We start from the raw sequence: 15,211 nt of genomic DNA, 5'->3' as shown, positions 1-15,211 counted from the left end.
ATTGCGAGGCACGAAGCAATCTTAAAGCTATGGGTTCAATAGCGAAAGTAGTAGGATTACTTCGTTTCTCGCAATGATGGAAACATTAAAAGAAATGCATCCTTGCGTCTTCGTGCCTTAGCGGTCAAAAATTAAATTATGGCAAAAACTAACCACATATATCATTCTAAAGTACTGTCTATACTGGCTTTACTTTTTCTGTTGACTAGTTTTTCTTTTGCTCAAAAAACAAAACCAGTAGAACCACCCAAACCGCTTTACAGAAGCAAGGATGGCAAATTGGCTTATACGCCTGATGCCGAGGGAAATCGCATTCCTGATTTTTCTTACGCAGGTTACATGGCTGGTGAAAAAGCGATTCCAGATGCCACAATAAGAGTGGTGGTTCCCGTTTCGAAAGGAGATGCCACAATAAGAATTCAATCTGCCATTAATTATGTTTCAAAGTTACCTATCGGAAAAGATGGTTTGCGTGGTGCTATTTTACTCGAGAAAGGAACTTATGAAGTGGCAGGAACACTAAAAATTTCTGCTTCAGGTGTGGTTCTTCGTGGTAGTGGCTTTGGCACTGGTGGCACGAAAATTTTTGCAACTGGCTTAGATCGGATCGGAGTAATTAGAATATTAGGCAAGAATGATCAGTCAGAACAAAACCCAGTTGCCATCACCAATAACTATGTTCCTGTAAATGCAAATCAGCTCACTTTATCCAGTATTAATGGTTTTAAAGTTGGTGATCAAATCCTGATTAATCGTCCATCCACAAAAGAATGGATTGAAACCTTAAAAACGACTGAGTTTGGCGGTGGTGAGAGTGCTTTGGGTTGGAAACCGGGGACAAGAGATATCCGCTGGGAGAGAAAGATCACGGCAATAAATGGTTCTACAATTACGCTTGATGCGCCGCTTACCACTGCATTAGATGCGAAATTTGGTGGTGCAACCGTTTCAAAGTATGAATGGAATGGAAGAATCAACAATGCAGGAGTTGAAAATTTAAAAATAGAATCCGATTATCACAAAGAAAATATTAAAGATGAATACCATCGCTGGACGGCCATTTCTTTGGAGAATGCGCAAGATGCCTGGGTGCGAAAAGTTGTTTTTGAACACTTCGCGGGCTCAGCGGTAAACGTTTTAGAAACTTCAAAACGGATTACTGTCGAAGATTGCAAATCTTTTGCACCGATTTCAGAGATCGGTGGAGAGAGAAGAAATACCTTTTTTACTACAGGACAGCAAACGCTTTTTCAAAGATTGTATGCGGAGTTTGGTTACCATGATTTTGCCGTAGGCTTCTGTGCACCTGGACCAAATGTTTTTGTACAATGCCAATCGTATCTGCCTTTTAGTTTCAGCGGTACGATTGATAGCTGGGCATCCGGTGTTTTGTTTGATATCGTAAACATCGATGGGCAAGCATTAAGTTATTTAAACAGAGGTCAGGATGGGCAGGGTGCTGGTTGGAGCGCTGCCAATAGTGTTTTTTGGCAGTGCAGCGCAGCAAGGGTTGATAATCCTCAGCCACCAACGGCTCAAAACTGGGCGTTTGGAACATGGGCACAATTTTCTGGAAATGGTTATTGGGACATGTCGAACGAACAAATCCAGCCAAGGAGTTTGTATTATGCACAACTCAAAGATAGAATAGGGAATGAAGTTGAGGGAAGGACATTTTTACTTCCGGTAGAAACAGAGGCTTCGAGCAGCCCACCTGTTGACGTAGCGCAAAAATTAACCAAGTTAGCCTATAAACCTGCACTAACTATTTCCGAATATATTGATTCGGCAACAGAAAGAAATAAAATCTCTACAGACATAAATCAGGCAAAAAGCATCGATAGAATTGGCGTGGAGAAAGTGATTCAACCTTCCCTTGCAGCGGCGATGACTATTAAAAATGGTTGGCTGGTTCGTGGTAGCGAAGTGATAGTGGGCAATCGCCAGGATGTACCCTGGTGGAATGGAAGTGCCCGTCCGTATGGTTTGAAGAAAACTAAATTCCACGCTACCCGTTTCGTTCCCGGTCGTGAAGGAAATGGCCTTACAGATGATTTGAATGAAATTACCGACTCTATGCAAAATGGTTCTGTTAAAGTATTAGATCATAATTATGGACTATGGTACGATAGAAGGAGAGATGATCACGAACGCATTCGCAGGATGGACGGTGAAGTTTGGGCGCCATTTTATGAGTTGCCTTTCGCCCGTAGCGGACAGGAAAAGGCTTGGGACGGTTTGAGTAAGTATGACATTACGAAGTATAATCTTTGGTATTGGGATAGGCTAAAAACTTTTGCAAATCTTGCCGATCAAAAAAGTCTGGTCTTGATTCATCAAAACTATTTTCAGCATAATATTATAGAAGCAGGTGCCCATTATGCCGATTTTCCATGGCGTACAGCCAACAACATTAACAATACCGGTTTTCCAGAACCTGTACCTTATGCCGGAGATAAACGGATTTTTATGGCTGAACAGTTTTATGATATCAGCAATGAAAATCGCAAAGCGATCCACAAAGCATACATCAGAAAATGTCTGGAAAACTTTGATGGAAATTCTGGCGTGATTCAACTTATTGGTGCAGAATTTACCGGTCCTCTACATTTTGTACAATTCTGGATTGATACCATTAAAGAGTGGGAAAAGGAAACCGGCAAGCATCCGATTATTGGTTTAAGTGTAACTAAGGATGTTCAAGATGCCATCCTGGCCGATAAGGCAAGGGCAGATGTGGTCGATTTAATCGATATCAGATATTGGCATTACCAGGCAGATGGAACTGCTTATGCCCCTAAAGGCGGCCTCAATTTGGCGCCAAGGCAACATGCCCGCTTGTTGAAACCAAAGAAAACTTCGTTTGAAGAAGTTTACCATGCGGTTTCAGAATATAAGGAAAAATTCCCAGCCAAAGCCGTCATCTATTCAGGTGATAATTACGATTCTTTTGCTTGGGCCACTTTCATGGCCGGCGGTTCACTTTCCAATATTCAAGGGTTTGACAAAAATTTTTTAAGTACTGCTTCTTCCATGAAAGCATTCCTTCCTAACGGCAAATCTGCCGGGCAGTATGGCTTGGAAGATACAGGTAAAGCCTATATTTTGTACAATGCATCAGACGAATCAATCAATCTCGATCTCAGCAAAGTAGCTGGAAGATTCAGTTTGAAAGTTTTAAATACCCGGAATGGAAAGATCCTGAAAGTAGAAAAAATCAACGCAGGAGCAATAGTAAAACTAAATAAGGTCGGAACGGGCGATGAGGTAATCATCATCAATAAAATTTAATACATGAATTTAAAATTTAAACTATTTCTGGTTTTCTTAGTATCAATCATAACATTTGGATGCAAGGATAAGCCACATTTTGGTGATAAAAGTTTATTAATTTCTGAAAATGGTAGATATTTTTCTACAGGAGATGGAAAACCCTTTTTCTGGCTAGGCGATACGGGTTGGTTGTTATTTAGCCGCTTAAATCGCGAAGAAACCAATACTTACCTGGAAGATAGAAAACAAAAGGGTTTCAATGTAATTCAGGTAATGGTTTTGCATGATGTGGCCGCTAAAAATATTTATGGTGATTCTGCTCTGGTGAACAAAGATGTTTCCAAACCGGTGTTAACCGACCAAAACGATTACAGGGATTCTTCTGCTTACGATTATTGGGATCACATTGATTATGTGGTTGACAAAGCTGCTGAAAAAGGACTTTACATGGCGCTTGTTCCGGTTTGGGGAACAAATGTGAAAGAGAAAAAAGTAAATGAGGATCAGGCGAAAAAGTATGCTGAATTCCTCGCAAAAAGATACCGCGAAAAGTGGAATATTATCTGGTTAAATGGTGGTGACATAAAGGGAACTGACGGATTGAAAGTTTGGAATGCGATTGGCGAAACGTTAAGAGCAAATGATCCAAATCATTTGATCACTTTCCATCCAAGGGGAAGAACCGCTTCTTCTGCATGGTTTCACGATGCAAAATGGAACGATTTTGATATGATTCAATCTGGTCACCGCCGTTATGAGCAAGATACCTCAGCAAAGGAAAAATTACATTACGGGGAAGATAACTGGAAATACATTGAAAGCGATTATAAACTGAAGCCAGCAAAGCCTACCATTGATGGTGAACCCTCGTACGAGGATATTCCGCAAGGATTGCACGATGTTACCCAGCCACGCTGGAACGATGCTGATGTAAGAAGATATGGCTATTGGTCGGTTTTTGCCGGAGCTTTCGGCTACACCTATGGCCATAATTCGGTGATGCAGATGTACAAAAAAACCGATTTGAAACCTGCGTACGGTCCGAAAGATCAATGGATTACGGCGATAAACGCTCCGGGAGCGCAGCAAATGAAATTTCTGAAAAACTTAATGTTATCTCGTTCTTATTTTGATCGGATACCCGATCAAACGATGATTGCAGGAAGCAATGGTGAAAAATACGACAAAGTTTTAGCCACAAGGGGCGAGGAGTACGCAATGTTTTACATCTACACGGGTAAAACTTTTAGCGTACAGCTTGGCAAAATAGATGGAGATGAGGTGAAGGCTTCATGGTACGATCCACGAACCGGAAAATTTACCACAATTGGTGAGTTTGAGAATAAGGGAGTAAAAGAATTCAATCCACCAGGAGAACCTGCAAATGGTAATGATTGGGTTTTAGTTTTGGATAAGGTGTAGGAGTTAGGTTTGTCGCTAGTGCGAGGTTCAAGGCAAAGCCTTAAATGGTTTGTTAGAGCGTTCGTCATTCCCAATTTAGTTGGGAATCTTAAAACGATTGCAACCATTACTTGGCTATTGCATTAAGATTCCCGCCTACGCGGGAAAGACGGAGTTAAAATAAAAAATAATAAATGTTTAAAGCAAAGTTCATATCAACATTACGTTTAGCCATCATCGGACTCTCGTTGTGCGTAGTAACGTCTTGTTCGAAACAAGGGTATTTATTTACCTCGTTCCATGAGCCCGCAACCGATGGTTTACGTTTTTTATATAGTTACGATGCTTACCATTGGACAGATTTAAATAAAACTTTCTTAAAACCGGAAGTTGGTACACAGAAAGTTTTACGAGACCCATCCATTGCACAAGGACCAGATGGAACTTTTCATTTGGTATGGACATGCAGCTGGAAAGGCGACAAAGGTTTTGGTTATGCCAGCTCAAAAGATTTGATTAACTGGAGCGAACAAAAATTCCTCCCGGTAATGGAAAGTGAGCCTAAAACGGTAAATGTTTGGGCACCAGAAATTTTTTATGATGACGAAAAAGCCGAATTTGTAATCATCTGGGCATCAACCATTCCATTCCGTTTTGCTAAAGGTATTGAGGACGAAGAGAATAACCACCGGATGTATAGCATTACTACCAAAGACTTTATCAATTTCTCAAAACCTAAATTGTTTTTAGATCCTGGTTTTAGTGTAATTGATGCCGTAATTGTGAAACGGGCTGTAAAGGATTATGTTTTGGTGTTGAAGGATAATACTCGACCCAACAGGAATTTAAAAGTAGCTTTTGGGCAGGATGCTTTAGGTCCGTATAGAGATGTTTCAGAAACTTTTAGTCCGAAGTTAACAGAAGGGCCAACAGTAGTTAAAGCGAAAAATGATTGGTTGATTTATTTTGACGCTTACGGCCAAAAAATTTATTCGGCTTACAAAACATCAGATTTTAAAAACTTTAAAGACGTGACTTCGGAGGTATCGGTACCAGAAGGACATAAACACGGCACCATTATTAAAGTAAAAAGGAAAGTGATTGAAGGATTGAAGAAATAGTAAACGCAAAGACATAATAGCACCAAGAAAAAGATTCGTCATTTGGTTTGAGGTCGTGATTTAGACCAGAGCGTAGTCCCGAAATTTCGGAGAGAAATCTTTGGACCTTGTTTAGAAGATCTCTCGACTACGGTCGAGATGACGACATAATTGAAGTAGAAATGAAAATATTTAAAATACTTTGTTTAACACTGCCATTTGCACTTGCATCATCAACATTGCAGGCGCAGGATACAGTACGTTACACAGGAAAGACTTTAGTGAATGCCGATTATCACCATGGGCAACTTTCGCCGGTTATGGGCATTCACAATATCCAAACTTTCAGGGCAAATAGAGAGCATCCGGAATTGGCCGAAAATTTTGGCTGGACGTACAACCATGCGCCAATGTTGGCCTATTGGAACAATAAATTTTATGTAGAATATCTAAGCGATAAGGTTGGCGAAAGTATTCCGCCAGGGCAAACTTTTTTGCAATCTTCTTCTGATGGTTATACCTGGACCAAACCCGATGTAATTTTTCCTATTTACAGAATTGCCGATGGGACGACCAAAGAAGGCAGAACCGATGTGGCTAAAGATTTAGATGCGGTAATGCATCAGCGCATGGGTTTTTACGTTTCTAGCAAAAATGTATTTCTGGTTCTTGGTTTTTATGCAATCAGTTTTGATGCTAAAGATGATCCCAACGATGGCCATGGAATTGGTAGAGCTGTTCGCGAAATTCAGGCCGATGGGAAATATGGCCCCATTTATTTTATTCACTACAATCCTGGTTACACGGAGAAAAACACCAAATATCCATACTTCACAAAGAGTAAAAATAAAGCTTTTGTTGCCGCTTGTAATGAGTTGTTAGCCAATAAGCTAATGACGCAGCAATGGAATGAAGAAGCTGATAGGAAAGATCCCCTTATCACTTTGCAAAAACAGTATAAGGCGTTTAGTTATTATCATTTACCTGACGGAAGAGTGGTTGGTTTATGGAAAAACGCGTTGACCGCGATTAGCACTGACAACGGAAAAAGCTGGCCTGAAAGTGCCTTTCGAGCGCCAGGTTTTGTAAACAGTAACGCCAAAATCTGGGGTCAGAAAACTGCTGATGGTAACTACGCAACTGTTTATAATCCTTCGGAATACCGGTGGCCCTTAGCCATATCAACCAGCAAAAATGGTTTGGAATATACCAATCTGCTTTTGATTAATGGGGAAATTACTCCAATGCGATACGGTGGGAATTACAAATCTTATGGTCCACAGTATGTTCGTGGGATTATCGAAGGCAATGGTAAACCTGCCGATGGCAAATTATGGGTAACTTATAGTATGAACAAAGAAGATATTTGGGTCTCTTCGGTGCCACTCCCTGTAAAAGATAGGGCTATGGAAAACGCAGATGATGATTTCGCTAAAGTTGGCAGCGCAAAATTGCTCGAAAACTGGAATATTTATAGTCCGCTTTGGGCACCAGTTAAAGTGCAAGATGGTGCTTTGATATTAAAAGATAAAGATCCCTTTGATTATGCAAAAGCCGAACGGTTATTTCCTGCATCGAAAAAAATAATCACTTCATTTTCAGTTACACCGAAGCAAAACGACTTCGGTTTATTAGAGATTGAATTACAGGATGCAAAAGGAACGGCAAGTGTTCGCTTGACATTTGATACCGCCGGAAATTTAAGTGGAAAAGCTGGTGCTCGCTACAAAAACTTCATGAAATATGAAGCTGGAAAAAGCTACGATATCAAGTTGAAACTAGATGCACATACGAGGTTCTATTCGCTCACTGTTAATGGAAAGGAATTGTCGCTAAGTTTAGCTTTTCAACCCGTTCCTGATGTTTCGCGTATTGTTTTCCGTACTGGAGACGTTCGTCGCTTCCCAAACGTAGATACACCGGCAGATCAAACTTACGATTTGAAAAATGCTGGCGAATCTGAGAAGAAAGAAGCTGTTTATTTGATCAAATATTTAAGAACGGAAGGGTTTTAGGATGGGAGTAAAGTTTAGCGTTTGGAGTTTAGGGTTTGGGGCTTCCCCCTCACGGAGAAGAAAAAGCTTAGTTCCATTATCCGTCATTTCGTCCACAAACACCGTAATTGCGAGGAGAAACGACAAAGCAATCTCACTAGATCAATCAGATTGCTTCAGCTCGCACCAGCCCAGCTTCGCAATGACGACCGCCTTACAAATATTGGGATTTATCACATCGTCCTTGCGAGGTATGAAGCAATCTCTCATGGTGTTAGGTCTCCTCGTGCTTTCCTTTTCCGCCAACGCCAAAATTCTTTTGCCGCAAATTTTATCAAGCAATATGGTTCTGCAGCGAGAGAAGCCCATCAACGTTTGGGGATTTGCTTCGCCTGACGAAAAAGTGGAGGTTAATTTTGCAGGACAAACAAAACAAACCTTGACTGATAAAAATGGAAATTGGTCTCTGTTATTATCGCCATTAAAAACCTCAGCGCAACCACAAACGATGACGATTTCAGGCACTAACAAAATTGAATTGACGAATATTTTAGTCGGTGAGGTTTGGCTATGTTCTGGTCAGTCGAACATGGAATATCAAATGCGTAAACTGGCAAAAATTACTAAACCAAAAAACGAAAAACTTGGCTTTCCCGCAGATGCGGTAGAAAGGGCTAAAAATCAACAGATCAGGATCTTCCTGGTTAACCGCAAGCAGTTAGCAAAACCCGATTCAATTCATAAAAGTTGGGCAGTTGCAGAAGATTCTGCTTTACGGGCATTTTCAGCGGTAGGTTATTTTTTCGCCAAAGAGATCCAGGAGAAATTGGGTATTCCGGTTGGCATGATTTCTTCTGCTGTTTCTGGCAGTGCCATTGAGCCCTGGATTTCTCCAGAAGCTTTTGCGCAGGAAGCCTATTTCAAAAATCAAAAGGTAAGGAACGACCCCGGTAAGTTTTATACACCAATGATTGAGCCATTAACCAAGTTTAAAGTCCGCGGATTTTTGTGGTACCAGGGAGAAACCAACTGCTTTTTAAATGAAACGATTAGTTATTCCTACAAACTTAAAACACTAATTAATTTGTGGAGAAAGGCCTGGGGCGAACAACTGCCGTTTTACTACGTCCAAATTGCACCTTATGATTATAGCAAGCAAAAGAGCGATAAAGTTGTGCTCACACCAGATACGGAACCTAATTTTTGGGAGGCTCAACAGCAGGTTTTACGTTTGCACAATACAGGGATGATTGCAACATCTGATTTAAATGACAACGGAGCAGATTTGCATCCTACCTACAAATGGGAGGTAGGAAGACGCCTGGCAATTTTAGCTTTAGGCAGAACATACAACCAGAAAATCGAATATTCCGGTCCGGTTTTAAAGAAAAAAAGAATTTACATGCCATACGTTGTTTTAAGTTTTGATCACTTGAAATATTTTGTGTCCCGTAATTCTGATCAATTCACAGGATTTGAAATTGCAGGTAAAGATGGAAAATTTGTAAAGGCACTAGCATTCCAGAAAGGAACCGACATCATCGTTTCTTCGAAAGAAATTCCTAATCCAAAAACAGTGCGCTACAATTGGACAGAAAACCCTACTGGTAATTTATACAGTAATGGTTTACCTGCATTGCCATTCAGAACTGATAACCCTTTAACTAGTCAATTTAAAACCAATTAATGAAACTTAGATCTATACTTTTCTTTTTTTCGATTATGTTGTTTGGTGCTACAAATGCGCAGCAAACGCAAAAGCTATATCTTTCTGGAACCGGAAATGATAATACGGTAAATTGGGATTTCTTCTGCACGGCCGGTGCAAATTCGGGGAAGTGGACAAGCATTCCGGTGCCTTCCAACTGGGAATTACAGGGTTTTGGTAAATACAACTACGGTTTTAACAAGGAGGAAAATAAAGGAAAGGAAGAAGGCCTTTATAAGTATAAATTTAAAGTTCCAGGCAACTGGAAAAACCAGCAAATCAATATTGTTTTTGAGGGTTCGATGACGGATACTGAAGTCAAAATAAATGGAAAATTAGCCGGAACTGTGCACCAGGGATCTTTTTATGTGTTTAAATATAATATTTCGAACCTGTTGAAACTTGATGCTGAGAATTTACTGGAAGTGAAGGTTTCAAAACATTCGGCAAATAAATCAGTAAATGAAGCAGAGCGTAAAGCCGATTTCTGGATTTTCGGCGGGATTTTCAGGCCTGTTTATCTCGAAGCTTTGCCGCAAACACATCTCGAAAGAATACAAATCGATGCCAAAGCTGATGGAAATTTAAACGCTCAAGTGGCCTTCACTGGTGATGCTGACAAAGTCGAAGTAGAGCTTGTTTCCACAGGTGGAAAACGTTTTGGAGAAAAATTTACTTCTTCGATTAGAAAAGGAACCCAAAAATTGACGTTAAACCAGCAGTTTCCTCAGCCCCAACTTTGGTCTTCAGAATTTCCAAACCTTTATACAGCCACCTTTTCGCTCATTAAAAAAGGTAAAGTCATCCATCAGCTTTCTAAAAAAATTGGTTTTAGAACAGTCGAAGTAAAAGAGCGTGACGGGGTTTATGTAAACGGAGTTAAAATAAAATTCAAAGGAGTAAACAGGCATTCATTTTATCCTACATCTGGCAGAACAACAAGTAAAAAAATCAGCATTGCTGATGTTGAGCTTATGAAAGAAATGAACATGAACGCAGTGCGGATGTCGCATTACCCGCCAGATGCACACTTTTTAGAGGTTTGCGATTCTCTCGGTTTATTTGTGATGGATGAATTGGCTGGCTGGCACGGTACTTACGATACGCCAACCGGCACGAAATTGATGAAAGAGATGATGCTGAACGACGAAAATCATCCATCAATTATATTTTGGGCAAATGGAAACGAGGGTGGACACAACCGTGAACTCGATCATCTTTTTGGTGAAGAAGACATCCAAAAGCGTCCGTTAATCCATCCATGGGAAGTATTTAATGGATTTGAAACCACACACTATCGGGAATTTAATTACGGAATAGGAAATTACGATCATGGACATAATATTTTAATGCCAACAGAATTTTTGCATGGTATGTGGGATGGCGGTCACGGTGCTGGGATAGAAGATTACTGGAATGCGATGTGGAACAACCCGCTTTCAGCGGGAGGGTTTCTTTGGGATTTTGCCGACCAGGCCGTTGTTCGTACAGATAAAAATGGGGAACTGGATACAGATGGAAACCACGGTCCCGATGGTATTGTTGGTCCTTACCATGAAAAGGAGGGCAGTTTCTTTACCATTAAGGAAGTTTGGAGCCCAGTTTTTGTAGAAAAAAGACAAATGACCGCAGGTTTTGATGGCTCCTTTTTATTGGAGAACCGTTATGCTTTCACGAACTTGAATCAATGTACTTACGAATGGAAATTGAAGAAGCTAAAGTTTGGTGATGATGCGGAATTTAAGGCTGGTAAAGTAGATGCGCCAAACATTAAGCCTTTTGAAAAAGGAAAATTACAAATCAATCTTCCTGCAGATTGGAGAGGTTTTGATGCGCTTTACCTCACTATAAAGGATTTTTATGGTAAAGAGTTATTTACCTGGAGTTTTCCAATTGCCTTACCAAAAGCCGACGCAGACAAAATAGTGGTCACCACTGGGCCATCCAAGGTAAGTTTAATAGAAGATGCAAAATCGTATCAGGTGTCGGCAAATGGTATCGACTTCACTTTCAATAAAACTACAGGATTATTGCAACAGGCTAAAAACGCAAATGGTACCGTTCCGTTTTCAAACGGGCCTGTATTGCAGGAAGCTGAAAATAACTTCAAAAATTTTACCACTAAAATGGATGGTCAAAATCTGATAATTTCATCTAAATTCGATAAGAAAGAAAGCTGGAATACTTTACAATGGACGATCTACCCATCTGGATGGTTAAAGATGGAAGTTAAATATTTTCCTTCAGCCTATTTCACCACCTTTGTCGGACTAAACTTTTCTTATCCTGAAACAGAGATGAAAAGTGTCGAATTTAAAGGCAATGGGCCTTACCGGGTTTGGAAGAACAGGATGAAAGGACAGCAGTTTGGCATTTGGAAAAAGGATTATAATAATTCCGCAACCGGCGAGCCAGGTTGGCAATATCCCGAATTTAAAGGTTATTATTCCAACATGTATTGGTGTGAATTTGTTGGAAAACAACAATCTTTTAAAGTGGTAACAGATAGAGAAGACGTATTTTTAAGGTTGTTTACACCAAAAAAATCGAAAGATACTGAGTGGGATAATATGAGCCCGACTTTTCCAAACGGCGACATTTCTTTTATGAATGGAATCTCGGCGATTGGAACAAAGACGCAGAAACCAGAAACCACCGGACCAATGGGAATGAAACATGTATTTTACGATTTCGATAAGGATCAGAGCAGAGCATTGGACATGATTTTGTATTTTGATTTTTCATTAAAGAAGGATTTAGGAAACTGACAATAGAGAATAGGCAAGATAACGAATGGTTTGTGGTGAGTTTGCAAATAAGTATTATTTATATCAATTTCCTATTTCCTACGCTCTATTCTCCCAATTAAACATAAATGAACATTAAAATCTACATAGCGATAATCAGCATTTCGTTACTACCATTAACAAAAGTGGCGGCTCAAGTTTCTTTGCAAAATACCACCTGCGAGATGCTCGAAAACCCACTTGGAATCGATGTTCAAAAGCCGCGTTTTGCATGGCATATCATTTCGAAAGAGCGAAACGTGATGCAAACCGCTTATCAAATATTGGTTTCATCAACCGCAGAAAAACTAAATGCAAATGAAGGTGATCTATGGGATTCGCAAAAAGTAAATACGGCCGAATCAATTCACATAAGGTATAATGGAGTGCCATTGAAAAGTAGATTGAAGGCGTTTTGGAAGGTAAAAGTCTGGACAAGCGCAGGTCAAAGCGAATGGTCAGCACCAAATTATTTTTCCATGGGCTTACTGTACTACAAAGACTGGCCAAAAGGTTGGATTGGCTTCGACAGGGCATTTCCGTGGGATAATATCAAAACTGACTCACGCTTATCGGCAAGATATTTTAGGAAGGAATTTCAAAGTACAAAGCAAGTTAGAACAGCCACCGCCTCTATCATTGGTTTGGGTTTGTACGAGCTTTTTATCAACGGAAAAAAAGTGGGAAACGATGTATTATCCCCATCCCCAACTGATTACACCAAAAATGTAAAGTACAATACCTACGATGTTACCAGTTACATCAAAAATGGAAAAAATGCCGTTGGTGCCATCTTAGGTAACGGTCGTTTTTTCGCCATGCGCCAGAATGAAAAGCCTTATAAAATAAAGACGTTTGGTTTTCCGAAGATGCTGATGAATATCAACATTGTTTATACAGACGGTAGCACGGCAAATATTGATACTGATAATAGCTGGAAAGGTACTGCAGATGGACCGATTAGAACGAATAACGAATACGATGGTGAGGAATATGATGCAACAAAAGAAGAGTCCGGCTGGAATGCGGTAGGCTTTGATGATAGCAAGTGGCTGAAAGCGGAATTTGTGCAGGAACCTAGCGGAGTGATTAAGGCTCAAATGAATGAGAATATGAAAGTGATGAATACCTTGAAGCCGGTTTCAATTTCGAAACTTTCAGGTGGAAGATACATTCTCGATATGGGGCAAAACATGGTTGGTTGGTTGCAAATAAAGGTTGAGGGAGCAAGAGGGAAGCAAATTAAAATGCGTTTCGCTGAATCGCTGCAAGATAACGGAGAACTCTTTACGGCTAATCTTCGCAATGCGAAATGTACAGATTTGTATACTTTAAAGGGTGGAGAAACTGAAATCTGGGAGCCCACGTTCACTTACAGGGGTTTTAGGTTTGTAGAACTTTCGGGCTATAGTTACCAGCCATCAGTAAATGATTTCGTTGGGAAAATGGTTTACGATAACATGAAAACGGTTGGAACTTTTGAAACTTCGAACGCCTTAACCAATCAGATTTTTAAAAATGCCTGGTGGGGAATTGCAGGAAGTTATAAGGGCATTCCGGTTGATTGCCCGCAACGTAACGAGCGTATGCCATGGTTGGGCGATAGAGGCGCAGTAGCTTATGGTGAGAATTTCTTATTTGATAATGGCAGGTTTTATGCTAAATGGCTTCAGGATATTAGAAATTCGCAAAAAGAAGATGGCGCAATTCCTGATGTTGCGCCTGCTTTCTGGCGTTATTACAGCGATAACATGACCTGGCCAGGAGCAATGCTTTTGGTAACAGAGATGCTTTACAAGCAAACGGGCGATGTATCGTCGGTTCGCGATAATTATCCGGCAATGAAAAAATGGCTTTCTTATATGCAAGATCGCTACATGAAGGATTATATTTTAACAAAAGATAGTTATGGCGATTGGTGTATGCCGCCCATTACAATTGAATTTGGACGAGGCAAAAGTGCTGATAAAAAATATCCTTCTGAATTAATTTCAACGGCTTATTATTATCATTTTACAAACCTGATGATACAATTTGGAAAAGCCATTGGCAATGAGTCAGATGTAAAAGCTTACGGAGTTTTGGGAGAGAAAATCAAAAATGCATTCAATGAAAAGTATTATAATCAGCAAGGATATTATGCTACAAACGCTTTAACAGATAATATTATTCCGCTTTACTTTGGCATGGTTCCGAAAGATAAGGTAGAGACTGTTTTTAAAAATATTACCCACACCGTCGAAGTGACCAATAAAGGGCATTTAAGTAATGGCTTGGTTGGGATTCAATGGTTAATGCGTTGTTTAAATGATTATGGCAGACCAGATCTTGCCTATACGGTTGCGACTCAAAAAAGCTATCCAAGTTGGGGTTACATGGTAGAAAATGGCGCCACTACCATTTGGGAATTATGGAATGGTAATACGGCAGATCCCAAAATGAATTCCCAAAACCATGTGATGATGCTTGGCGATTTACTGATTTGGTATTATGAAAATCTTGCTGGAATTAAATCTGAAAACGCTGCTTTTAAACAAATCACGATGAAGCCTGAAATGATTGAAGGACTTAATACTGTAAATGCCAGTTATAATTCGATTCATGGCATGATCAAAAGCAATTATAGCAAAACTGGCAACACCTTTAACTGGAATTTAAGCGTCCCGCCAAACACTACGGCAACAGTTTATATTCCTGCAAAAAGCAAAAGTGAGGTGTCTGAAAAGATCAAATCAATTAAAGATTTGATATTTATAAAAATGGAAAATAACCGGGCGATTTATGAACTTGGTTCGGGTGATTATGAATTTGTTGTGGAAGGAAGGTAGGGAAAAGTTAATGGGAACTAGAGAGTGGAGAATAGGGGAAAAGGCAATGGGAAATAGAGAGTGGAAAATAGGGGAAAAGGCAATGGGAAATAGAGAGTGGAAAATAGGAAGAAAGAGAATA

General features: G+C 40.0%; 7 protein-coding genes. All 7 read left to right on the top strand.

Translation table 11 applies throughout. The features are described 5' to 3' along the window. Positions 1 to 138: 138 nt before the first annotated feature. The 7 genes from ASF92_RS06060 (at position 139) to ASF92_RS06030 (ending at position 15,090) form a co-directional block, all read left to right on the top strand. The gene (locus ASF92_RS06060; protein WP_056089442.1) at positions 139 to 3,291 is read left to right on the top strand and encodes a DUF6298 domain-containing protein; all 3,153 of its coding nucleotides are present in this window, start codon (positions 139 to 141) and stop codon (positions 3,289 to 3,291) included. 3 nt (positions 3,292 to 3,294) lie between these two features. Then, entirely contained in the window at positions 3,295 to 4,695 is a 1,401-nt protein-coding gene (locus tag ASF92_RS06055; RefSeq protein WP_056089438.1) for a glycoside hydrolase family 140 protein, read from the top strand. Positions 4,696 to 4,868: 173 nt separating this feature from the next. Then, positions 4,869 to 5,795 (top strand): glycoside hydrolase family 43 protein, encoded by a 927-nt coding sequence (locus ASF92_RS06050; protein ID WP_056089436.1) that lies wholly within the window; start codon positions 4,869 to 4,871, stop codon positions 5,793 to 5,795. 161 nt (positions 5,796 to 5,956) lie between these two features. Then, entirely contained in the window at positions 5,957 to 7,789 is a 1,833-nt protein-coding gene (locus tag ASF92_RS06045; protein WP_056089433.1) for a six-hairpin glycosidase, read from the top strand. A 298-nt stretch (positions 7,790 to 8,087) separates the two neighbouring features. After that, positions 8,088 to 9,455 (top strand): sialate O-acetylesterase, encoded by a 1,368-nt coding sequence (locus ASF92_RS06040; protein WP_231729753.1) that lies wholly within the window; start codon positions 8,088 to 8,090, stop codon positions 9,453 to 9,455. Continuing rightward, positions 9,455 to 12,244, top strand: coding sequence for a glycoside hydrolase family 2 (locus ASF92_RS06035; protein ID WP_056089428.1), 2,790 nt, complete (start codon positions 9,455 to 9,457; stop codon positions 12,242 to 12,244). The genes ASF92_RS06040 and ASF92_RS06035 overlap by 1 nt, the downstream gene beginning before the upstream one ends. A gap of 107 nt (positions 12,245 to 12,351) precedes the next feature. After that, positions 12,352 to 15,090 carry an alpha-L-rhamnosidase gene (locus ASF92_RS06030; protein ID WP_056089424.1) on the top strand — a complete coding sequence of 913 codons (2,739 nt, stop codon included), beginning with the start codon at positions 12,352 to 12,354 and terminating at the stop codon, positions 15,088 to 15,090. Positions 15,091 to 15,211 lie beyond the last annotated feature (121 nt).

It is taken from the genome of Pedobacter sp. Leaf176, from assembly GCF_001424305.1.
Taxonomy (GTDB): domain Bacteria; phylum Bacteroidota; class Bacteroidia; order Sphingobacteriales; family Sphingobacteriaceae; genus Pedobacter.
The sequence above is the reverse complement of the archived record's forward strand: the minus strand, read 5'-3'. Positions and strand labels throughout refer to the sequence as shown.